Source organism: Tenacibaculum profundi (genome assembly GCF_057162725.1).
Map to the genome: position 1 here is coordinate 246,488 of NZ_CM169894.1, position 21,634 is coordinate 268,121.

17 protein-coding genes are annotated in these 21,634 nt (G+C 28.8%); 6 read left to right on the top strand and 11 right to left on the bottom strand.

Annotation, left to right across the window (positions count from 1 at the left end):
* The 5 genes from AC2GW8_RS00855 to AC2GW8_RS00875 are packed head-to-tail and all read right to left on the bottom strand — an operon-like array spanning nt 1 to nt 4,675.
* Nucleotides 1–744 (bottom strand): TolC family protein, encoded by a 744-nt coding sequence (locus AC2GW8_RS00855; protein WP_440880905.1) that lies wholly within the window; start codon nt 742–744, stop codon nt 1–3.
* Nucleotides 741–1,949 carry a sugar transferase gene (locus AC2GW8_RS00860; RefSeq protein WP_440880906.1) on the bottom strand — a complete coding sequence of 403 codons (1,209 nt, stop codon included), beginning with the start codon at nt 1,947–1,949 and terminating at the stop codon, nt 741–743. Before AC2GW8_RS00860 ends, AC2GW8_RS00855 begins: the two co-directional genes overlap by 4 nt.
* A complete protein-coding gene (locus AC2GW8_RS00865; protein ID WP_440880907.1) occupies nt 1,943–2,329 on the bottom strand; it encodes a response regulator in 387 nt (128 codons plus the stop codon). The genes AC2GW8_RS00860 and AC2GW8_RS00865 overlap by 7 nt, the downstream gene beginning before the upstream one ends.
* 25 nt (nt 2,330–2,354) lie before the next feature.
* Nucleotides 2,355–3,317 (bottom strand): UDP-glucuronic acid decarboxylase family protein, encoded by a 963-nt coding sequence (locus AC2GW8_RS00870; protein WP_440880908.1) that lies wholly within the window; start codon nt 3,315–3,317, stop codon nt 2,355–2,357.
* The gene (locus tag AC2GW8_RS00875) at nt 3,314–4,675 is read right to left on the bottom strand and encodes a UDP-glucose dehydrogenase family protein (protein WP_440880909.1); all 1,362 of its coding nucleotides are present in this window, start codon (nt 4,673–4,675) and stop codon (nt 3,314–3,316) included. The genes AC2GW8_RS00870 and AC2GW8_RS00875 overlap by 4 nt, the downstream gene beginning before the upstream one ends.
* A gap of 272 nt (nt 4,676–4,947) precedes the next feature.
* On the opposite strand from AC2GW8_RS00875, the gene AC2GW8_RS00880 reads away from it, so the two are divergent.
* On the top strand, nt 4,948–6,282 hold the full coding sequence (locus AC2GW8_RS00880) for a sigma-54 interaction domain-containing protein (RefSeq protein WP_440880910.1): 1,335 nt from the start codon (nt 4,948–4,950) through the stop codon (nt 6,280–6,282).
* 105 nt (nt 6,283–6,387) lie between these two features.
* On the top strand, nt 6,388–6,858 hold the full coding sequence (locus tag AC2GW8_RS00885; RefSeq protein WP_440880911.1) for a glycosyltransferase: 471 nt from the start codon (nt 6,388–6,390) through the stop codon (nt 6,856–6,858).
* A gap of 342 nt (nt 6,859–7,200) precedes the next feature.
* On the opposite strand, the gene AC2GW8_RS00890 is transcribed toward AC2GW8_RS00885, so the two are convergent.
* The 6 genes from AC2GW8_RS00890 to AC2GW8_RS00915 form a co-directional block, all read right to left on the bottom strand.
* The gene (locus tag AC2GW8_RS00890; protein ID WP_440880912.1) at nt 7,201–8,916 is read right to left on the bottom strand and encodes an ATP-binding protein; all 1,716 of its coding nucleotides are present in this window, start codon (nt 8,914–8,916) and stop codon (nt 7,201–7,203) included.
* A complete protein-coding gene (locus tag AC2GW8_RS00895) occupies nt 8,909–9,451 on the bottom strand; it encodes a heme NO-binding domain-containing protein (RefSeq protein WP_440880913.1) in 543 nt (180 codons plus the stop codon). The genes AC2GW8_RS00890 and AC2GW8_RS00895 overlap by 8 nt, the downstream gene beginning before the upstream one ends.
* A gap of 50 nt (nt 9,452–9,501) precedes the next feature.
* A complete protein-coding gene (locus AC2GW8_RS00900; RefSeq protein ID WP_440880914.1) occupies nt 9,502–9,903 on the bottom strand; it encodes a response regulator in 402 nt (133 codons plus the stop codon).
* A gap of 388 nt (nt 9,904–10,291) precedes the next feature.
* Complete coding sequence (locus AC2GW8_RS00905) at nt 10,292–11,563, bottom strand: adenylosuccinate synthase (RefSeq protein WP_440880915.1); 1,272 nt, start codon at nt 11,561–11,563, stop codon at nt 10,292–10,294.
* 46 nt (nt 11,564–11,609) lie between these two features.
* A complete protein-coding gene (locus AC2GW8_RS00910) occupies nt 11,610–12,053 on the bottom strand; it encodes a Fur family transcriptional regulator (protein ID WP_440880916.1) in 444 nt (147 codons plus the stop codon).
* A gap of 71 nt (nt 12,054–12,124) precedes the next feature.
* Nucleotides 12,125–14,341, bottom strand: coding sequence for a RelA/SpoT family protein (locus tag AC2GW8_RS00915; protein WP_440880917.1), 2,217 nt, complete (start codon nt 14,339–14,341; stop codon nt 12,125–12,127).
* A gap of 366 nt (nt 14,342–14,707) precedes the next feature.
* On the opposite strand from AC2GW8_RS00915, the gene pheT reads away from it, so the two are divergent.
* The 4 genes from pheT to lon all read left to right on the top strand — a co-directional run bounded on the left by pheT (nt 14,708) and on the right by lon (nt 21,587).
* Entirely contained in the window at nt 14,708–17,134 is a 2,427-nt protein-coding gene (pheT, locus tag AC2GW8_RS00920) for a phenylalanine--tRNA ligase subunit beta (RefSeq protein ID WP_440880918.1), read from the top strand.
* A gap of 52 nt (nt 17,135–17,186) precedes the next feature.
* Nucleotides 17,187–18,221 carry a quinone-dependent dihydroorotate dehydrogenase gene (locus tag AC2GW8_RS00925; RefSeq protein ID WP_440880919.1) on the top strand — a complete coding sequence of 345 codons (1,035 nt, stop codon included), beginning with the start codon at nt 17,187–17,189 and terminating at the stop codon, nt 18,219–18,221.
* Nucleotides 18,222–18,226: 5 nt separating this feature from the next.
* On the top strand, nt 18,227–18,841 hold the full coding sequence (locus AC2GW8_RS00930) for a LysE family translocator (RefSeq protein WP_440880920.1): 615 nt from the start codon (nt 18,227–18,229) through the stop codon (nt 18,839–18,841).
* A gap of 289 nt (nt 18,842–19,130) precedes the next feature.
* A complete protein-coding gene (lon, locus tag AC2GW8_RS00935) occupies nt 19,131–21,587 on the top strand; it encodes an endopeptidase La (RefSeq protein WP_440880921.1) in 2,457 nt (818 codons plus the stop codon).
* Nucleotides 21,588–21,634 lie beyond the last annotated feature (47 nt).

The following is a 21,634-nucleotide window of genomic DNA, read 5'->3' on the forward strand; positions in this document are numbered from 1 at the left end:
TTATTTTATTTTGTAACCGATCATATTTTCAATAAGCATCTTTGAGGTTAAAAACCTACTTTTCCATTTTTCATATTCTATTTTTATTGTTGCAATTATATTTTTCAATCTTGAATATTCATTTAAGTCTAATATTCCATTTTTGTATTCAATATCAATCATTTTTGATTGAATTTCTGCGTCGTTAAGGTTGTTAATGGCTATTTTTAAAGCATTCTTATTTAATAATAATTGATTATAATTTCTTATAATCGTTTCTTTAATAACTTGTTTTTCGTACTCTAAAAAATCTTCAGCTTGTTTCATTTCAATCGTAGCTCTTTGAACTCGTTTCTTTTGAGTAAGAATATCTTCAATGGGTAGTCTAAAATAAGCTCCGATATTATAGTTGAATTCGTTTATTAAAGTTATTGAGTTTACAGGTTCTGTAATATTGCTATCGTTAGCTGAGAACTTATTGAATGTGCCATATACACCCTCACCTCTAAACCCGAAATTTCGGGTCCAGTATTTTTTCCATCTTTTATGATCAATTGATTTAGCTTCTATTTCTTTTTCTCGAAATTTCACCATAGAATTATAGTTTATGGCGTCCTCAATAAGTACATCAATTTTAGGAATGATTAGATCTACTATATCTAACTGATTTGTATTACTATTGTCTTCATCTTGGGACCAAGTAATAATGGTGCTGAAAAGAATAGGAATCAGTAATATATGTGTTTTATTTAATATCATATTCATACGGATGCTTTTTGAAATAGAGCAGGAATTGTTTTAAAGATGATTTTTAAATCAAACCATAAGGAATAATTATTATCAGTAAAGTATTCTGAATAAATATTATCAAGTTTTATTCTGTCTTCTTCAGACATATTACCTTTTTTACCTCTTAATTCAACTTGCCATAATCCTGTAATTCCTGCTGGAGCTAAGAAGCGTTTAGACATATGGTCATTGGTTAACAGTTCTGCCTCGTATAAAGGTAGAGGTCTGTTTCCAACAATCGACATATCACCTTTTAGTACATTAATTAATTGAGGTAATTCATCGATACTTGTATTTCGAATAAATTTACCTACAATGGTGACTCTTGGATCATTAGGGATTTTTATGAACGTTGATTTTTGATTCAAAGTCCTTATTCTGTTAATATTGTTCCAATATTCACAAATCTTTTTTTCATTGATATACAAAATTGCAGAGCAACTATTATTTCCTTTTAGTTTTTTGCATCTAGGGCACTCGTCGTTAGGTTTTTCAATTTTTCGATTTTTATTATATATATTTTTCTTTTTTGATAATTTTTGAAGTAACGAGTCTGATCCAGTTCTCATGGATCTAAGTTTATAAAAATTAAATGTTTTTCTACCAACCCTTTTTGTTATATAGTAAAATTTACCTCTTGATTCTAATTTGATAGCGATTATGACTATTATTAAAATGGGAGATAACAAAACCAATAAAATTATAGAAAAAATAACATCGCAAATTCTTTTTGATAAAGGAAGTTTATATACTTTAGAATTTCTTACTGAATTTAAATTGTTTTTTGTAGTTATCTTTTTTTTTGATTTATAAAATAAGGAATTTACTCTTTTTAAAATATCTTCTGTTGTATTCTCTTGAAGAACAAAGTAGTCTGTAAGTTTCATCTCAAAGGCTTTTAAATAAGTTGATCTATCAAAGATTTTGGTGACTAAAATGAAGGGAATTGCATTAATAAGATTTTCTTTTTGGAGTGTTTCATAAAAGAAAAGGCCATTATTTCCTGCTATTTCAAATTCACAAATAATTAAAGAATATTTTTTTTCATTTTTTAGTAACTTAAGAGCCTGCATACTACACTTAACATACTCTAGGTTGAAAGTATATTTTTTAGAGGCTTTTAGAAATCTTTTCCCATTTTCGCCAATGTATAACACTCTTAGATTACTTAATTTTACCATGAGCTACAATAGTTTAAAGGATAAAGATTTTTTTTAATTACTTCTCTTAACTCTTCAGGGTTAAAAGGTTTTGAAATGTAATCTTGAGCACCAGTCCTGTAACATCGAATTCTTTCAGAACTTTCAGTTTTACCTGATAACATAATAACGGGGGTATGCTTTAAAAAACCTATAAGTCTTATTTCTTCTAGTAATTTAAATCCATTCATTTGAGGCATTTGAATGTCACTTATTATTAAATCAGGAATAAATTCTGTGAGTTTTTTTAATGCTTCTAACGCAGAACTAACCGTAACCACATCATATTCTTTTTTTAGAAAATTTTCTAATAAAACACAAGTTGTTAATTCATCATCAATAACTAAAATAAGTTTTTTCATAAGAATTCTTAATTTGTTTATGTATTTACTTTATTGACTGGCAATTCTTTCGAAAAAGGTTGTCAAAATATGTAATTGTTTTAATCAAGCCAGTTTCTAAATTTATTTTGGGTTCCCAATTGAGTTCTTTATTTGCTTTTTCAATATCAGGCTTTCTTCTTAAAGGATCATCTGACGGGAGAGGTTTGAACACTATTTTAGATTTTGAATTAGTTAATTCAATAATCTTGTTAGCTAAATCTTTGATCGTAAATTCATTTGTATTTCCAATATTTACGGGACCAATGAATGTGTCTTTCGAATTCATCATTTTTAAGAGCCCTTGTATTAAATCGTCTATATATTGAAAACTTCTAGTTTGTGCACCATCTCCAAAAATGGTAATTTCTTGGTTGGTTAGAGCTTGAATGATAAAATTAGATACTACTCTTCCGTCATTTGGCAACATTTTTGGACCATAAGTATTAAAAATTCTAATAATTTTTATTTTAATGTTATTTTGTCTGTGGTAATCCATAAAGAGTGTTTCTGCAGCCCTTTTTCCAACATCATAGCATGATCGTAAACCAATAGGGTTAACATTTCCCCAATATTTCTCATTTTGAGGATGTATCTTAGGATCTCCATATACTTCACTGGTTGAGGCTTGCAATATTTTCGCATTGACTCTTTTAGCTAAGCCTAGCATATTTATAGCCCCCATTATTGAAGTTTTCATTGTTTTTATGGAATTATATTGATAATGAATCGGTGAGGCAGGACAAGCTAAATTATATATTTCATCGGTTTCAATTAGAAAGGGATCTACAACGTCATGTCTAATTAATTCAAAATAATTATTATCCTGAAGGTGAACAATATTTTCTTTATTTCCTGTGAAAAAATTATCAAGACAAAATACTTCATGCCCTTGTAATAATAGAGTTTCGCATAAATGAGACCCAATAAACCCAGCTCCACCTGTTACCAAAATTCTTTTTCTAATCATAATGTATCAATGGTATTTGATTTTAGAATTTTCCCATTTAATACAGAAGGTCTACCGATTGAGATATAACTAAATCCAAATTTTTTCAATGAATCAATTTGAAAAATATTTCTTCCATCAAATATGGTGTTACCTTTCATTAATGTTTTTATTCTTGTCCAATCTGGATACTTAAACTCTTGCCACTCAGTCATTATTACTAAGGCGTCAGAGTCTGTAATTGCTTTGTATTCATCATTACAATAGTCAACGGAATCAGATAAATATTTATAGGCTTCTGACATTGCTACAGGATCATAAACCTTAATATTTACATTTTGTTCACATAGTTTTTTAATAAGAGATAGGGAGGGAGCTTCTCTCATATCATTAGTTTGAGGCTTGAAACTTAATCCCCATATTGTAAGCGTTTTATTTTCAAGGTCGTTGTTGAAAAAATTTAAAATTTTTGAATATAAAATTTCTTTCTGGTCGTTATTGATATTTTCAACGGCTTTTAAAATTCTCATTTCATAGTCATTATCATTTGCCATTTTAATAATGGCTTTTATATCTTTAGGAAAGCAAGATCCCCCATATCCAACACCAGAGTAAATGAATTTATTACCTATTCGAGGGTCAGAACCAATTCCTTTTCTTACTTCATCAATGTCAACACTTAGTTTTTCACATAAATTAGCGATATCGTTCATGAAGCTGATTTTTGTCGCTAAAAAAGAATTAGCCGCGTATTTTGTCATTTCAGCAGCATTATTATTCATAAAAATAATTGGATGGCCATTTAGTGTAAAAGGCTTATATAATTTTTTTAATATTTCTTTGGCCCTATCACTTTCAGTTCCTATTATTATTCTATCGGGCTTAAAGAAGTCACTTATTGCTGCTCCTTCTTTTAAAAACTCAGGATTAGAGGCAATATCGAATTGAATAGGCACACCTCTTTTATCTATTTCTTTTTGAATGATGTAATTTATTTTTTGTGAAGTTCCTACAGGGACAGTACTTTTAACGATTATTAATGAATAATTTGTAATACATTTACCGACGTCTTTCGCAACTTTGAATAAATTATCTAAATTAGGACTACCATCACCTGTTTCGGGAGTACCGACACATATAAATATAATATTACAGTTATTTATTACTTCAATGTCAGTGGAGAAGTGGAGTCTATTTTTTTTGGTATTTCTCCTAATAATCTCACTTAAGCCTGGTTCATATATTGGAATAATTCCATCTTTTAGATTTTTAATTTTAGATTGATCGATATCAATACAGGTTACATCAATACCTATATCAGAAAAACAAGTACCTGTAACAAGACCAACATAACCGCTTCCAATAATTGCTATTTTCATTTTTTAAACTTTACATTTAATTTCTAGTAACAATTTAAATGCCTTTTAGGTTAAGTGTCTGTTTTTCAATTACTTGTGATGTTTTTTTATTTTTTTATTTTTCCAAATTATGGAATATTATTTTAGAGTATTGATATTATTGTTCTAAATATTTAAGACAAATGAGTCTAATCATCGATAATTTAAAACTGTTCATCTACAATATTACATTGCTTATCGACATTAACTCCAAATATTAGAGTATTTCCATAATTTGGAGTAAAAAGTTAAAAATGAGTAAAATAATTAAGTTTAGTATTTGTTTATTAGAAAAAGATGAATGGTATGGAAAAGTGTTAAAATATCATTTAGAACTTAACCCTGATTATGCCGTAACTGTATACAATAGTTTTTTTGATTTTAAGAAGGTATCTATTAAAAATTGGAATTTAATTGCAATTAGTATTCCTATATTTGATAAAGGTATAGAGCATTTAATAGGTGAAATAAGAAGAAAATACCCTAAAGTAACCTTATTGGGGTTTAATTTAGATAACAACAGAAATTTAAAAGAACAGTTAATCCGTTTAGGAATTACATATTTTTTACATAAAGGAGAAACAACGAAAGAAAGTCTTTGGGAAACGGTATTAAAAATAAGAGAAAACACAAAAATAAAATCATTAAAGGAGAATAAAAAGTTAAAAACTAATAATATTGATATCATTGGAGAGAGTAAACCAATTAAAAAAGTTTTTGATTTGATCTCTAGAGGGGCAAGCTCAACAATTAATATTTTCATAACAGGAGAAACAGGAACAGGTAAGGAGTTAGTAGCAAATAAAGTTCATTTTAGTGGAAGTAGAATGAATGAAAGTTTAGTGAGCTTAAATATGTCAGCGATCCCGTTTAACTTAATTGAAAGTGAACTTTTTGGTTATGAAAAAGGAGCTTTTACCGGTGCAAATAGAAGAAAAATAGGAAAATTAGAGCTAGCTAATAAAGGGACTGTATTTTTTGACGAAATTGCAGAAATTCCTTTAGAATTTCAAAAAAAATTATTGAGAGTACTTGAAGAAAAAAGAATAACAAGGATAGGAGGAAATGAGTACATCGATTTAGACATTAGAATAATTAGTGCTAGTCATAAAAATTTAAAAGAAGAAGTTTATAAAGGTAATTTTAGAGAAGATTTATATTACCGGCTTATGGGGCTAAAGATAGATTTACCTCCTTTAAGAAACAGGATAGAAGATATACCATTATTAGTTAGTTATTTTATAAAAAATAATCATAAAAATAAGTTTTCAATTTCAAATAAGGCTTTGAATAAATTATGTACTCATAATTATAATGGAAATATCAGAGAGTTGAAATCTATAGTAGAATTGGCAGTCGTTTTATCTGATGATAACAACATAACTGAAGATAACATTATTTTTAATAATTGCGAGTTGACAAAAAAACCTGAGTATTTAACAGATAAGACGTTGAAAGAACATACAGTTGAAATCATTAAGACTTATCTTTTGAAATATAGAAATAATGTTTCTTTGACTTCAAAAGCCTTAGGTATTGGGAAAAGTACAGTATACAATATGATAAAGAGAGGAGAAATTCAGATATAACTTACCTCGAATTTTATGTGCTTAACCGTTATTCATTTTACATTCAACGATTTTAATTTAAAATGGAAAAGCATTAGTTTTAAATTTGTTGCAAACATTATAAATATGAAGGTAGGTATCATTATTCCATGCTATAATGAAGAAAAGAGATTGAATGTAGAGACTTTTAGAAGATGTTTGACAGATTTTAATGAGATACAGATATGTTTTGTTAACGATGGAAGCAACGATGGTACATTAAATATTTTAAATAAATTAAAAAATGAGTTTTTCCAAAGGGTAACCATTATTAATAAAAAGAAAAACCAGGGGAAATCTATGGCAATTAAAGCGGGTGCTAGATACTTTTATAGTATTTCTGAAATACAGTATGTGGGTTACATTCATGCTGATTTTAATTCCAACTATGGAGATTTTGAAGGACTTATTAAAGAATTAAAACATAATAGAAAACTTGAAATGTATTTTGGAAATAAAATGGAAATACTTAATAAAATTACAAAAAATATCACTTCACTAATAAAATTAAATTTAAGTAGTAGGATTATTTTTAGAATCTTATTTATATTTAAATAATATATTATAGGTCTATAACACTAACCTTAGTAAATATTTTAGATTACAAAACATGAAAAAGAAATAGCAAGGATATTTTTTTAACAATTATAAAAAATAAATATCAGTAATGCTTATTAAATAAGAAACTTCGTTACTAATTATAGGTATCGAAGTTTTTGTGTTAATGTTATTAATATGAAAAAAGATGTTATTAATAGATCAAAACTGTATGCTTAGCTATTTTAGTCTTGAAAAATTAACTTATTTAGTAAATTTATTGTATTGGAATAATTAAGTATTCTTAAAAAAGTCCCTCGAATTCCTCATTAAAGTTAAATTGATGAGGTTTTTTTATGAAGTTTAATATCGCATTTTAGATAGTTCGAAAAAGAAACACGTTCCTTTATTATGTTCACTCTCAATCCAAATTTTACCTTCATACAGATCAATTATTTTTTTTACAATTGATAAACCTATTCCTGTTGAATTATCATTATGTTGGCCGAGAGTTTCAAATACTTCAAATATTTTTGAGTGATATTTTTTAGCAATACCAATTCCATTATCTTTTATTGAAAATAAGAAAGTATTTTGCTTTTCACAAACATCTATTTCTACAACTCCTTGTTCTTTATCGTTATATTTTATAGCATTACTAATTAAATTTTGAAACAATTGTTGGTATCTAAATTTATCTCCAAGAATTACAGGAAGTTTATTTTTTAATTTGATATTTATTTTTTCAGGGATATAAATTGTTTCAATAATTTCTTCAACAACTCTCTGTAAATTTACGTTGGTACTTACTTTTTCAATCTTATCAATACTAGAATATTTTAAAATACCGTTGATTAGAGAATCCATTTTATGAATTTTAGCTAATAACAGGTTACAGTTGTTAGATGTTTCTTGGTCAAAAACTTCACTATTATCTTCTTTAATCCAAGAAATTAATGCGGACATACTTCTTAATGGAGATTTTAGGTCATGCGAAACTACATGAGCAAAGTTTTTTAATTCTTCATTATTTTTCTCAAGTTTAATAAGTAATTTGTCTTTTTCTAGTTGAGTTTTCTTTTCTTTTGCTAGGCTAATAGCACTATTAAACTGCGCTGATGCTAAACTTGCGATATTTTTAAACACTTCAACATGTTCAAAATTAAAGTAATTTTTTTTGCTGTTCTCTGAATCTATTACACCAATGACTTTTCCATTAGCAATAATTGGAACAGCTAACTCAGAATATCTAAAACTATCATCAACAAGATAATCTAAGCATTTAGAAGTGTCATTTACCATCTGATACTCAGATGTTCTGACTGATTTTCCAACAATTCCTTCATTTATAGTTAATTCAAAGAGGTTTGTTTTATCATTTCCTTTGTAAAGAGAATGAGATGCTGTAGCAATTTGTGTGAGTATGCCTGTTTCCAAATTTACAGAATAAACTACACAATCTTCTAATTGTAAGTGTTCTGCTGTTGTTTTTGCTATTTCCCAACCTATTTCATAAAGATCTCTTTTACCTAATATAGATACAGAAAGTTTATTTAGAGTGTTAAGCATTTTTGTTTTCTTATTTATTTCGGTCACATTTTCTATTAATGCAACTTGATATTTTACCTCACCTTTTTTATCTCTTACAGCACTTACATTGGTCTTACATAATACATAACTACCATCTTTTCTTAAATATCTTTTTTGTATTGAAAATCTATCAATCTTATTTGTTTCTAATAAATTAGTTTGATACTCTGTTTCTTCAACATCTTCTGGATGAGTTAAATCATCACTAATTCTCATGGATAACAGTTCTTGATATGAATATCCTAAAAGATTTACTAGAGCTCTATTTATGGTGATAAGTTTCTCGTTTTGAGATAAAACAATTCCTAAAGAAGAGTTATCAACGATTAACTTTAATTGAGCATTTCTATCATCATATAATTCTTCAATCTGTTTTTGGGTTTTGTATAATTCAAAAGATTTTTTCTCTAAAATTTCTTCTGCCTCTTTTCTAGCTTTCCTTTCCCTTAAAAGGGCTCTCTCTAATATACTTATTTTGTCATTAAGCATTTTTAATTATAGTAAATAAAACTCTAGTTCCCGAATTGTTTAATAGCTTCATAATAACTTTAGCATTCTCTTTATAGTGATCTAGAGTACGTTCAATTAAACCTAGAGCAAAAGAGTACATTGCTCTTTCTGAGTTGTATTCAATAACCAGTTTACTATCAGAACTTTCATGAGTTTCAAAATAAGGTAGTTCAGCATCAGGGTACATTTTTCGTACCTCGACATGAATGTGTTTTTCTATCCCTGAAATTAATTGTAAAGCATCTTTATAATGATCAAAAAGATTTAAATAATTTTTTGTTAAGGTATCAAAAAAATAAATGCCATAAAGATGCATTAAATTTTGAGAGGTAATTTTTGTATTTTGACTTAATTTTTTGATTAAAATTTCAAGTTCCTTGAATTCATAGGTGCCAACAGAAGTATAAGCTCCTCTTGATTCTAGATTAGATTCAGTAATTATTTTATCAACTGTTTCTATTCCATATTTATTCTCTACCATTTCCAAAAATTCGGTAAAAACGATTCCTTTCATTTGTAGTGGGGGATAATGATTTTTTAATGAAGACTCATGATAAAAAGATATTATAGAGATACTAGTTCATTTATCGACCAGTAATCAATTATTTTTTCTATTTGATTTACATAATCTGAATAATGTAGAGGTTTAACTACGTAACCGGCTATACCAACCTTGTATGCATTGATCATATCTTGATGATTATTTGAAGTTGAGAATATTACAGTCGGTACAAATTTTAAATTTTCGTCTGCTCTTAAAATGTCTAAGAATTCGAGTCCATTCATTTTTGGCATATTTAAATCCAGCAATATTAAATTAGGAAGTATATCTCTGCAAATAGATAAGGCTTCTTCACCATTTGCTGCTTTTATAACAGTGTGAGGAGAAGATATTTTTTTTAAGGCACGTTCAAATTTTAATTTTTCGATTTCGTCATCCTCAACTAATAAAATTTTTAAGTTCATAACTTTTGAGTAAGTAGGCTTTTAGTGTTAAACAAATATATTTTTTTTAAGCGATAAATAAAACCACAAAAGTTGGTAGTAGTTAAATCTACGATGAATGACATATATTGTCCGTTAAATGGTTTATTTGAAAATTATATTGATAAATTTATAATTTATTTTTATTTCTAAGATGAGGGAATTCTTAAAAATAATACATACTTTCCGAAGTTAAAAAAATATAATGATTTGTAAATTTTAATATGGTAATGTAAACCCATATTGTTAGTTCAAGACTTAGAACTATAGATATGTGAAAAGTTACACGTAATGTTATTGCAGATACAGAACAGATTTGAGGAATTCTATTAATTATTAAAATAAAAGAACTCCTCAAAGTTAAGCTCTTTTATCGAATAATTGTTTGTTTTCTATCTGGTCCAACAGAAATTATTTTTATTGGTACCTCAGTTTCTTTTTCTATAAATAGTATATAATCAAGTAAGTTTTGAGGTAGTTCATCACAACTTGACATTTTGGTTAAATCAGATTCCCATCCTTTGAACTCGGTAAATATTGGTGTTACATTTTCAGGCTCAATATTATATGGTAAGTGTTTTATTATTTTTCCTTTATGTTTATAAGCAGTACACACTTTTAATGTTTCGAAACCAGAAAGTACATCACCTTTCATCATCATTAATTGAGTTACACCATTTATTTGAACAGCGTACTTCAAAGCAATTAAATCGAGCCAACCACATCTACGGGGACGACCAGTAGTAGCGCCAAACTCATTTCCAATTTTAGCCATGTTTTTACCATCATTATCAAATAGTTCAGTAGGAAATGGACCTGAACCAACTCTTGTTGTATAAGCTTTGAAAATTCCAAAAACATCACCGATTTTATTTGGAGCAATCCCTAAACCAGTACAAGCTCCAGCAGCAGTTGTATTAGAAGATGTAACAAAAGGATAAGTACCAAAATCAATATCTAATAAAGATCCTTGTGCTCCTTCAGCTAGTATTTTTTTATTCTCTTTAATTGCTGTATTTAAAAATTCTTCCGAGTCAATAAATTTTAAAGATCTTAGTTTTTCAATTCCTTTGATAAATTCATTTTCTAATTCCTTTAAATCAAATTGAATATCAACATCAAAAAAAGCCAACATTTTAAGATGCTTATCTGTTAATAAATTGTAGCGTTCTTTCCAATCATCAAGTTCTAAATCACCAACTCGCATACCGTTTCTACCTGTTTTATCCATGTAGGTAGGTCCTATACCTTTCAAAGTTGATCCTATTTTAGCTTTACCTTTTGAGGTTTCAGAAGCAGCATCAAGGAGCCTATGTGTAGGAAGTATTAAATGCGCTTTTTTTGAAATTAATAATTTTGAAGTGTAATCAATGTTATGTTGATCTAAATTTTCAAGTTCTTTTCTAAATATAACTGGATCAATAACTACTCCATTTCCTACAACATTTAATGCTGTTTTATGAAAAATCCCTGAAGGTATTGTATGTAACACGTGCTTATTACCATCAAAAATTAAAGTATGACCAGCATTCGGTCCACCTTGAAAACGAGCAATAATGTCGTAGTCTTTGGTAAGTACATCTACAATCTTACCTTTTCCTTCGTCTCCCCATTGAAGACCAAGTAATAAATCTACTGCCATCTAGTGTGTATTGTTAAATAGTTTATATGTAATTGTTATAATTCCTTTATTTTTTTTTAGTTCCGTAGAAATAAAGAGAGTGATTGTGAATATTAATATCAAAAACCTCTTCAATTGTTTTTTTTATTATTTGTATTCTCGGATCGCAAAATTCTTTAACTTCACCAGAATCTGTTAAAATAACATGATCATGATTTTTGTCAAAATAACTTTTTTCATAACGAGCCATTGATTGTCCTTCAAACTGGTGTTTTCTGACTAATCCGCAGTCTAATAACAAATCAATTGTGTTATATAGAGTTGCTCTACTTACTCTATAATTCTTGTTTTTCATTTTGATATATAAAGATTCTATATCAAAATGCTCATCAGCATCATATATTTCTTGCAAAATTGCATAACGCTCAGGTGTTTTACGGTGCTTATTTTCTTCTAAAAAAGAAGTGAAAACTTTTTTTACAATTTCTTGATTTTCTTCCGAGTTACTCATTCTTTTGGAATTTTACGAAACACAAATTTACATTTTTAATTTATATATTAAACATTAAGTTAAAATGATATTTACAAAGTATTGACGCGATCTACTTTTTGAACACCATCAATTTTTTTCATCTTATCAATCAAATTATTTACTTGAGCTTTATTTTTAACACCTATGGTAATATTTCCCTCAAAAACGCCATCATCACCTGTTATATTGATTCCATATATGTAGGTGTCAATACTGTTTGAAACTATTCTAGTTATATTATTGGCTATTCCTTTTTTATCTATTCCAGAAAATTTTAATGTTATTTTATATTCTTGTTGAGTAGAATCAATCCACTTAGCAGGCATAATTCTATAAGCATAGTTTGATTGTAGTGAAATAGCATTTGGACAATTATTTTTATGAACTTTAATTCCTTCATTAATGGTTACAAAGCCAAAAACTTTATCTCCAGGAATAGGGTTACAACACTTAGATAAAGTATAGTCAAGAGTTTGTTCATCTTTACCAAAAACTAAGGAGTCAAAGTTACTTGTTACTTCTTCTTTTTCTGATACTATTTTCGATGGTGTTCGTCTAAAAGTACTTTTAATAAAGCTCATTAAGGGACCACTTCTTTGTCCAACAAACTCTTTAAGTTTGGTGTTGTCTATAGCTCCATTACCAACACGGTAAAAAAGATCAAAGCTTGTTTTTAATCCAAAATAGCTTGCAATTTCATGTAATGTTTTTTCAGTTGTACTAATTTTAAGATGCCTTAGTTTTCGCATTAATATTGCTTTTCCTTCCTCAGCTATTTTCTTTTCTTCTGCCTTAAGAGCAGATTTAATTTTTGTTCTTGCTCTGGCTGTTAATACAAAATCTAACCATCTAACATTTGGTTTATTATTTTGAGCAGTTAGCACTTCAACTTGATCACCACTTTTAAGTTCGTGACTCAAAGGAACAAGTTTTCCGTTTACTTTAGCACCTCTACATTTTAACCCTACATCCGTATGCACTGAGAAAGCAAAATCTAAAGCAGAAGCTCCTTTTGGAAGAGATTTTAGATCTCCTCTAGGAGTAAAAACATAAATTTCTTTAGCATAAAGATTAAGTTTAAAATCTTCTACGAAATCAATTGCATTAATACTTTGATTTTCTAATGTTTCTTTTAACTTATTGAGCCAGTCTTCTAAACCATTTTCACTTACATTACCTTGTTTGTATTTAAAATGCGCGGCATATCCTTTTTCGGCTATTTCATCCATTCTTTGAGATCTAATTTGAACTTCAACCCATTTTGATTCAGGTCCAATAACGGTGATATGAAGTGCTTCATATCCAGTAGATTTTGGCTGAGAAATCCAGTCTCTAAGTCTTGCAGGATTAGGTTTAAAGAAGTCAGTTACTATTGAATATATTTTCCATGCGTCAAATTTTTCATCTTTTGAAGTAGGTTTGTAAATTATTCTAATCGCAAATTTATCATAGACTTCATCAAATGAAACATTTTGTTTTCTCATTTTTCTCCTTATGGAAAAAATGGATTTAAACCGACCTTTTATTTCGTATAGGAAATTTTCTTTATCAAGTGCTGTTTTTAATATTTCTGTAAAACTATTGATGTAACGTTGTTGTTCCTCTTTACTATCTTTAATTTTATTTAAAATTGCATTATATACATCAGGCTCAGTATATTTTAGACCAAGATCTTCTAGCTCTGTTTTGATGTTGTAAAGTCCTAACCGATGGGCTAATGGAGCATATATATAGAGAGTTTCAGAGGCAATTTTCACTTGTTTATGTGGAGGCATTGAATCCATAGTTTGCATGTTATGGTACCTATCCGCAATTTTGATAAGAATAACACGCACATCGTCATGCAAAGTTAGTAGCATCTTTCTGAAATTTTCAGCTTGTATGGAATAGTCTTGTTCTTTTTTAAGATTTGAAATTTTAGTCAAGCCACTAACAATTTTCGCTATGTTTTCTCCAAAAAGTCTTTCTATGTCTTCTACAGTATAATGCGTATCTTCAACGACATCGTGTAAAAGCGCAGCAGCAATTGATGTTGCTCCTAAACCAATTTCGTAAGCAACAATTTTAGCCACAGCAATGGGATGATAAATATAGGGTTCTCCTGTTTTTCTTCTCTGTTTAGAATGCGCTTCAACAGATATTTCAAAAGCTTTGCGAATTAACTTTTTATCGTCATCTGTTAGCATCTGATAAGTACCTTTTAGTAGGTCTTTGTAGCGATTGGCTATTTCCTTATTTTCTTCTTCTATAGATGCATTGTAATTCATGATATAATGCTTTTAAAATTTTGGGAGTTCCACAATTGTAAAATAGTATAAACAATTATAATGCGCAAAAATAACTTTAAAATGTTAAAGACATTACTATTGTTCTTTCTTTTTGATTTGTAAATACAAACAAAATTTATGAGTTTAGCACTTTCTTAATAAAATAAAAATAGCTATAAGTATCTTTTTATGAGGTTGTTGTGTTTTTTTTAAGTGTTGTTTTAATTTTTTCTAGTTAATTACAGCTTGTGAACAAGTTTTATTTTACAAAAAAAACTAATTGATATTTAGACATGAATAATGGTAATGTTAAAGTTTTTTTCATTAATTATTGTAAATTTGCGATATAAATTAGACTCTTTAAAGATGAAAATATCATACAATTGGTTAAAACAATTTTTAAACATTCAATTAGAAGTAGAAAAGACAGGAGAATTACTTACCGATTTAGGGCTTGAGGTAGAGGGTGTTGAAAAGGTTGAAAGTATAAAAGGAGGTTTAGATGGAGTTGTTGTAGGAGAAGTTTTAACCTGTGAGAAACATCCAAATGCAGACAAATTAAAAGTTACAACAGTTAATTTAGGTACTGAAAATAAAGTAAAGATAGTTTGTGGAGCTCCAAATGTAGAAGTAGGTTTAAAAGTACCTGTGGCGACCATTGGAACAAAATTGTATGATCAAGATGGTAATGAGTTTAAAATCAAAAAAGGAAAAATACGAGGAGAGGAGAGTCATGGGATGATTTGTGCTGAAGATGAATTAGGGTTAGGCAAAGGACATGATGGTATTATGGTTTTAGATGAGAGTATTGAGGTAGGTACTGCTTGTGCAGATGTTTTTAATATTGAAACCGATTATGTGTTTGAAATAGGATTGACACCGAATCGATCAGACGCAATGAGTCATTATGGTGTTGCTAGAGATTTACGAGCAGGCTTAATACAGCAAGGAACAAATTTAGAATTAATTACGCCTTCTGTGTCTGATTTTCATGTAGATGAAAGAGTTTTAAAAATTGATATTGAAGTTTCTGATAAAGATTTAGTTCCAAGGTACGACGGAATAACAATAACAGATATAGAAGTTAAAGATTCTCCTAAATGGATTCAAAATAGATTAAAGGCTATTGGTATTAATCCCAAAAATAATATAGTAGACATAACAAATTATGTGTTGCACGAGTTAGGTCAACCGCTTCACGCTTTTGATGCTACAAAAATAAGAGGTAATAAAGTTCTAGTTAAAACTCTTGATGAAGGAACATCTTTTAAAACTCTGGATGGTATTGAGAGAAAATTATCGGCTGATGATATAATGATTTGCGATGTTGATGAAAACCCTTTGTGTATTGCGGGGGTTTTAGGTGGTTTAGAGTCAGGGGTTTCTGAAAATACAACTTCGGTTTTTCTTGAAAGTGCTTATTTTGATCCTGTTTCTATTAGAAAAACAGCAAAACGTCATGCTGTAAATACAGATGCCTCATTTAGATTTGAAAGAGGAATTGATATTAATATGACTAAATACGCCTTAAAAAGAGCAGCTTTATTAATAGAGGAATATGCAGGCGGTAAATTATCTTCAGATGTACTTGATTATTATCCAGAAAAAATGGAAGATTTTCAGGTTTTTTTATCTTTTAAGAATACCTATAGGTTGATTGGTCAAGAAATTCCAAAGGAAACAATTAAAAATATCCTAGCTTCTTTAGATATCAAAATAAATAGTGCAACTGAGGCTGGACTTGGTTTAACAATTCCATCATATAGAGTTGATGTGCAGAGAGAAGCGGATATCATAGAAGAAATTTTGAGAGTATATGGATACAACAATATAGAATTCTCACATAAGTTAAATACATCAATATCTTTTGATAAAAATGTAGATATCAAAATTGAAAATATAATATCAAATCAACTTGTTTCTCTTGGTTTTAATGAGACAATGTCTAATTCTTTAACAAAACCAGAGTATATTGAACTCACTGAAAGTTTCAAAGAAGATAATAATGTTGAAATGTTAAACCCTCTTAGTAATGATTTAAAAGTGATGAGACAATCGTTATTGTTCAGTGGGTTGGAAAGTGTTAGTTATAATTTAAATAGAAAACAAAACTCATTGAAGTTTTTCGAATTTGGCAAAACATATTGTAAGTATGAAAAAGGTTATGAGGAACAGAAACACCTTATGCTACTTATTACAGGAAATAAAACTAAAGAAAATTGGAAATTAAAAACAGAAGCATCAGATTTCTTTTACCTTAAAGGAGTTGTAAATTCATTATTTTCAAGGTTGGGTTTAAATGATTTGAAGACTTCTCCTGTTAAAACGGATGTTTTTTCTGAGGGAATAGGTTTGAGTCTAGGTAAAATAAAACTTGTTGAGATTGGAGTTGTGAAGAGAAGTATTCTTAAGAAATTTGCAATAAAACAGCAGGTTTTATTAGCTGATTTTAATTGGCAAAATATCTTAGATATTGTCAGTACAAAAAGTAAGAAAGTAAAAGACTTACCAAAATACCCCTTAGTTAAAAGAGATTTAGCACTTTTAATTGATAATAAAATTCAGTTTAAAGATTTACACGATTTAGCTTTTCAGTCTGAACGACAATTGTTAAAACATGTTGATTTATTTGATGTTTATGAGGGAGATAAATTACCAGATGGTAAAAAGTCTTATGCATTGAGCTTTATACTTCAGGATGAGAACAAGACATTGAATGATAAGCGTATAGATAAAATAATGAAAAAGCTTCAAAATTCTTTCGAGAAAAACTTTGATGCGTCGTTGAGATAAGTAAAAAAACTCCATTTATTATGGAGTTTTTTTTAAAAAATTATTTATAAAAATGTATAAGAAGTTAATCCGTCCAATATTTTTTCTTTTTGATCCAGAAAAAATACATTATTTTACTTTTTCAATTTTAAAGGTGGTATCGAAGATCCCATTATTACCTTTTTTCTTAAGAAGCTTTTATAAAGTTAAAGATAAGAAGTTAGAAAGAAAGCTTTTTGGACTAACTTTTGAAAATCCCGTCGGATTAGCAGCAGGATTCGATAAAAATGCAGTTTTATATAACGAGTTAGCTAATTTTGGTTTCGGTTTTGTTGAAATAGGAACAGTAACTCCTTTAAGCCAAATAGGAAACCCTAAAAAAAGGCTGTTTAGATTAAAAGACGATCAAGGTATTATTAACAGAATGGGATTTAATAATAATGGTATAGCATCAGCAGTAAAAGAGTTAAAGAAAAATAAAGGTAAGATTATAATAGGTGGTAATATAGGTAAAAATACCACAACAAAACCTGAAAATTATACAGCTGATTATTTGATGTGCTTTGAAGGTTTGCACCCTTATGTGGATTACTTTGTCTTAAATGTAAGTTGTCCAAATGTTAGTAGTCATGCAAAGTTAGAGGATGCAGAGTACTTAAAAGAATTAATTTTGGAAGTAAAAAAGATGAACAATAAACAAGCTGTCCAAAAACCTATTTTATTAAAAATTGCTCCGGATTTAAATAAGAGACAATTAGATGAAATTATTCTGTTAATGTCAGAGACAAAATTAGATGGAGTGATAGCATCAAATACATCTGTAAACCGCAAAGGGCTTATAGAATCAAAAAAAAGGTTAGAAATAATTGGTAATGGAGGTTTAAGTGGTAAACCAATTAAAAGTAGGAGTACTGAAGTGATTAAATACTTAGCAGATAATTCAGGAAAAAAATTTCCAATTATTGGTGTTGGAGGTATTCATTCGGAAAAAGACGCTTTAGAAAAATTAGATGCAGGGGCAGATTTAATACAAATTTATACAGGTTTTATATATGAAGGTCCTAGTTTAGTAAAACGTATTAATAAAGCAATTTTATCAAGAGTTTAGTTTTTATGATTACAACTTTAATTTCCTTTGTTTTTGCTACTGTCACTTTGGCATTTTCTCCAGGGCCTGATAATATCTTTGTTTTAACCCAAGGGGTAGTTAATGGTAAAAAACATGGTTTTGCAACTGTAGCAGGTCTAATGTTAGGTTGTTTAGTACATACTACTTTTGTAGCATTTGGAGTTTCAGAAGTTATTAAAAGAAATTCAAGTATCTTCATTATAATTAAGCTAATAGGTGTTTTTTATATGCTTTATTTAGCATACAGTATATATAAAAGTGATGCAAGTATTGCTTTTTCTACTGAGAATGTTGAAAAAAAAAACACAATAGAATTATTTAAAATAGGATTTTGGATGAATGTACTTAATCCTAAAATAACTATTTTCTTTCTTGCTTTTTTACCTCAATTCTTGTTTTCGGATAAAATATCTAGTTTAATTCAGTTCTATGTTCTTGGTGGTATATTTATTTTAACCTCATTTACTGTTTTTTCTAGTATTGTCTTATTAGCAGATTCTTTATCAGGTTTATTAAAAAAAAATAAAAAAATAGGAAGTTATTTCAAGTGGGCTCAAATTATTGTCTTTGTAGCAATTGCAGTTTTAATATTATTTTGATGTAGGGTTTTGATAAGCTAAATTTACTTCAATTAATTCGATAAAAATATTTATTATGTATACTAAAGTTTTAATAAGTATTTGTTGTAAGAATGACAATTAAATGTATTTTAGTAAAGCTATTCAAGAAAACTACTAGAAACAGAACTGTTGGCATAAGAATTGGAGTATTATATTGACTACTTTTTATATATACCTATATTGTGTTGATAATCAGTAGGTTTAATTTAAAAAAATAGGCTTCATATTTAATAATTTGATTTGTGAGTGCCAAGATGACAGATAAAATATGAGTAAATCAAAAATAATACATTTAGACAGCTTGTCGCTTCAAGATGTTTTTAACGAGAATTCCGAACTTATTCCATTGTTAACTCCTGAAGATGAGGAAAGTATGAATAACGAGGAAATTCCAGACGAATTACCTATACTTCCCCTTAAAAATACTGTCTTGTTTCCAGGTGTTGTTATTCCTATAACAGCTGGAAGAGATAAATCCATCCAGTTAATCAAAGATGCGAATAAAGGCAACAAAGTTGTTGGTGTAGTCGCTCAAAAGAACAGTGAAATTGAGGACCCAACCATTGAGGATATTTATTCTACGGGGGTTGTGGCTCAAATTTTAAGAGTATTGAAAATGCCTGACGGAAATACAACGGTAATTATTCAAGGTAAAAAAAGATTTGAGATTGATGAAATTATTCAAGAAGTTCCTTATCTAAAGGCTAAAGTAAAAGAAGCTGTAGATGAAAAAGAAATTGATGATAAGAAAGAATTCGATGCTATTATTGATTCGATTAAAGATTTAGCTCTTGAGGTTATAAAAGAAAATCCAATGCTTCCTTCAGAAGCTTCTTTTGCTATAAAGAATATTCAATCAAGCTCTTTTTTGGTGAACTTTATTTCTTCTAACATGGAGTTAAGTGTTTCCCAAAAACAGGTACTCTTAGAAAAAGATAATCTTAAAGAGAGGGCTTTACTAACTTTAAAAAATCTAGATAAAGAACTCCAAAAACTAAGATTAAGAAATGATATTCAGTCTAAAACTCGATCAGATTTAGATAAACAACAAAGAGAATATTATTTAAATCAGCAATTAAAGACTATCCAAGATGAATTAGGAGGAGTTTCTCATGATCAAGAATTAGAGGAAATGCTCTCTAAATCTAAAAAAAAGAAGTGGAATAAGGAAGTAGGTGAGGCTTTTGAGAAGGAGTTGAATCGTTTGAGAAGAATGAATCCTCAAATGGCCGAGTATGGAGTTCAACGTAATTATTTAGAATTAATGTTAGAACTTCCTTGGAATAAATATTCTAAAGATAAATTTGATCTAAAAAAGGCTCAAAACATTTTAGATAGAGATCATTTTGGTTTAGAAAAAGTAAAGGATCGCATCATAGAGCATTTGGCTGTATTAAAGTTGCGAGGGGATATGAAGTCTCCGATAATATGTCTATATGGTCCTCCAGGTGTTGGAAAAACATCTTTAGGTAAATCTGTAGCTGAAGCTTTAGGTAGGAAATATGTTAGAATGTCATTAGGAGGGTTACGTGATGAAGCTGAAATTAGAGGACATAGAAAAACCTATATTGGAGCAATGCCAGGAAGACTTATCCAAAATATTAAAAAGGCAGGTACATCTAATCCTGTATTTGTACTAGATGAAATTGATAAGTTAGGACAAAGTCATCAAGGAGACCCTTCTTCTGCTATGTTGGAAGTTTTAGATCCAGAACAAAATACTGAATTTTATGATAATTATTTAGAGGTAGGGTATGATTTATCTAGAGTTTTATTTATAGCTACAGCAAATAATTTACAACAAATTCCATGGGCTTTAAGAGATCGTATGGAAATTATAAACGTAACTGGTTATACTATTGAGGAAAAAGTAGAAATAGCTAAAAAATACTTACTTCCTAAGCAACTTAAAGATCATGGTTTAAGTGACAAGCATCTTAAAATAGCAAAACCTCAAATAGAAAAAATAGTTGAAGGCTATACACGTGAATCAGGAGTTCGTACACTTGAAAAACAAGTCGCTAAAGTTGTTAGATATGTAGCCAAATCTATAGCTATGGAAGAAGAATATAATTTGGCATTAACGAATACTGATATCGAAAAAATTCTTGGTCCGGCTCGTTTGGAAAGAGATAAATATGAGAATAACGATAACGCGGGGGTAGTTACAGGATTAGCATGGACAAGTGTTGGCGGAGATATTCTTTTTATAGAGTCTATTTTATCTAAAGGAAAAGGAAACTTATCTATAACAGGTAATTTAGGAACTGTTATGAAGGAATCTTCGACGATTGCAATGAAATATATCAAAGCAAATGCAAGTGAATTTGGAATTGATTCGGAGATTTTTGATAAGTACGATGTGCATATTCATGTTCCTGAAGGAGCTACGCCTAAAGATGGACCAAGCGCTGGTATTACTATGTTAACATCATTAGTTTCTTTATATACTCAAAGAAAAGTGAAAAATAAATTAGCAATGACAGGTGAAATTACTTTGAGAGGAAAAGTATTACCTGTTGGAGGAATTAAGGAGAAAATCCTAGCAGCTAAGAGGGCTAACATAAAAGAAATAATTTTATGTAACGATAATAAAAAGGATATAGAAGAAATTAAGACAAGCTATTTAAAAGGACTTAAATTTCACTACGTAACGGAAATGAGTGAAGTAATTGAATTAGCTCTTACGAAACAGAAAGTGAAAAATCCTAAAAAGCTCTCGTAAAAATATAAAAAAACAAAAGGTAGCCAATAAGCTACCTTTTGTTTTTT

Bases quoted from the DNA above. Each gene is read 5' to 3' on its own strand.
- AC2GW8_RS00855 (WP_440880905.1), bottom strand. From the start codon at position 744: ATGAATATGATATTAAATAAAACACATATATTACTGATTCCTATTCTT.
- AC2GW8_RS00860 (WP_440880906.1), bottom strand. From the start codon at position 1,949: ATGGTAAAATTAAGTAATCTAAGAGTGTTATACATTGGCGAAAATGGG.
- AC2GW8_RS00865 (WP_440880907.1), bottom strand. From the start codon at position 2,329: ATGAAAAAACTTATTTTAGTTATTGATGATGAATTAACAACTTGTGTT.
- AC2GW8_RS00870 (WP_440880908.1), bottom strand. From the start codon at position 3,317: ATGATTAGAAAAAGAATTTTGGTAACAGGTGGAGCTGGGTTTATTGGG.
- AC2GW8_RS00875 (WP_440880909.1), bottom strand. From the start codon at position 4,675: ATGAAAATAGCAATTATTGGAAGCGGTTATGTTGGTCTTGTTACAGGT.
- AC2GW8_RS00880 (WP_440880910.1), top strand. From the start codon at position 4,948: ATGAGTAAAATAATTAAGTTTAGTATTTGTTTATTAGAAAAAGATGAA.
- AC2GW8_RS00885 (WP_440880911.1), top strand. From the start codon at position 6,388: ATGAAGGTAGGTATCATTATTCCATGCTATAATGAAGAAAAGAGATTG.
- AC2GW8_RS00890 (WP_440880912.1), bottom strand. From the start codon at position 8,916: ATGCTTAATGACAAAATAAGTATATTAGAGAGAGCCCTTTTAAGGGAA.
- AC2GW8_RS00895 (WP_440880913.1), bottom strand. From the start codon at position 9,451: ATGAAAGGAATCGTTTTTACCGAATTTTTGGAAATGGTAGAGAATAAA.
- AC2GW8_RS00900 (WP_440880914.1), bottom strand. From the start codon at position 9,903: ATGAACTTAAAAATTTTATTAGTTGAGGATGACGAAATCGAAAAATTA.
- AC2GW8_RS00905 (WP_440880915.1), bottom strand. From the start codon at position 11,563: ATGGCAGTAGATTTATTACTTGGTCTTCAATGGGGAGACGAAGGAAAA.
- AC2GW8_RS00910 (WP_440880916.1), bottom strand. From the start codon at position 12,053: ATGAGTAACTCGGAAGAAAATCAAGAAATTGTAAAAAAAGTTTTCACT.
- AC2GW8_RS00915 (WP_440880917.1), bottom strand. From the start codon at position 14,341: ATGAATTACAATGCATCTATAGAAGAAGAAAATAAGGAAATAGCCAAT.
- pheT (WP_440880918.1), top strand. From the start codon at position 14,708: ATGAAAATATCATACAATTGGTTAAAACAATTTTTAAACATTCAATTA.
- AC2GW8_RS00925 (WP_440880919.1), top strand. From the start codon at position 17,187: ATGTATAAGAAGTTAATCCGTCCAATATTTTTTCTTTTTGATCCAGAA.
- AC2GW8_RS00930 (WP_440880920.1), top strand. From the start codon at position 18,227: ATGATTACAACTTTAATTTCCTTTGTTTTTGCTACTGTCACTTTGGCA.
- lon (WP_440880921.1), top strand. From the start codon at position 19,131: ATGAGTAAATCAAAAATAATACATTTAGACAGCTTGTCGCTTCAAGAT.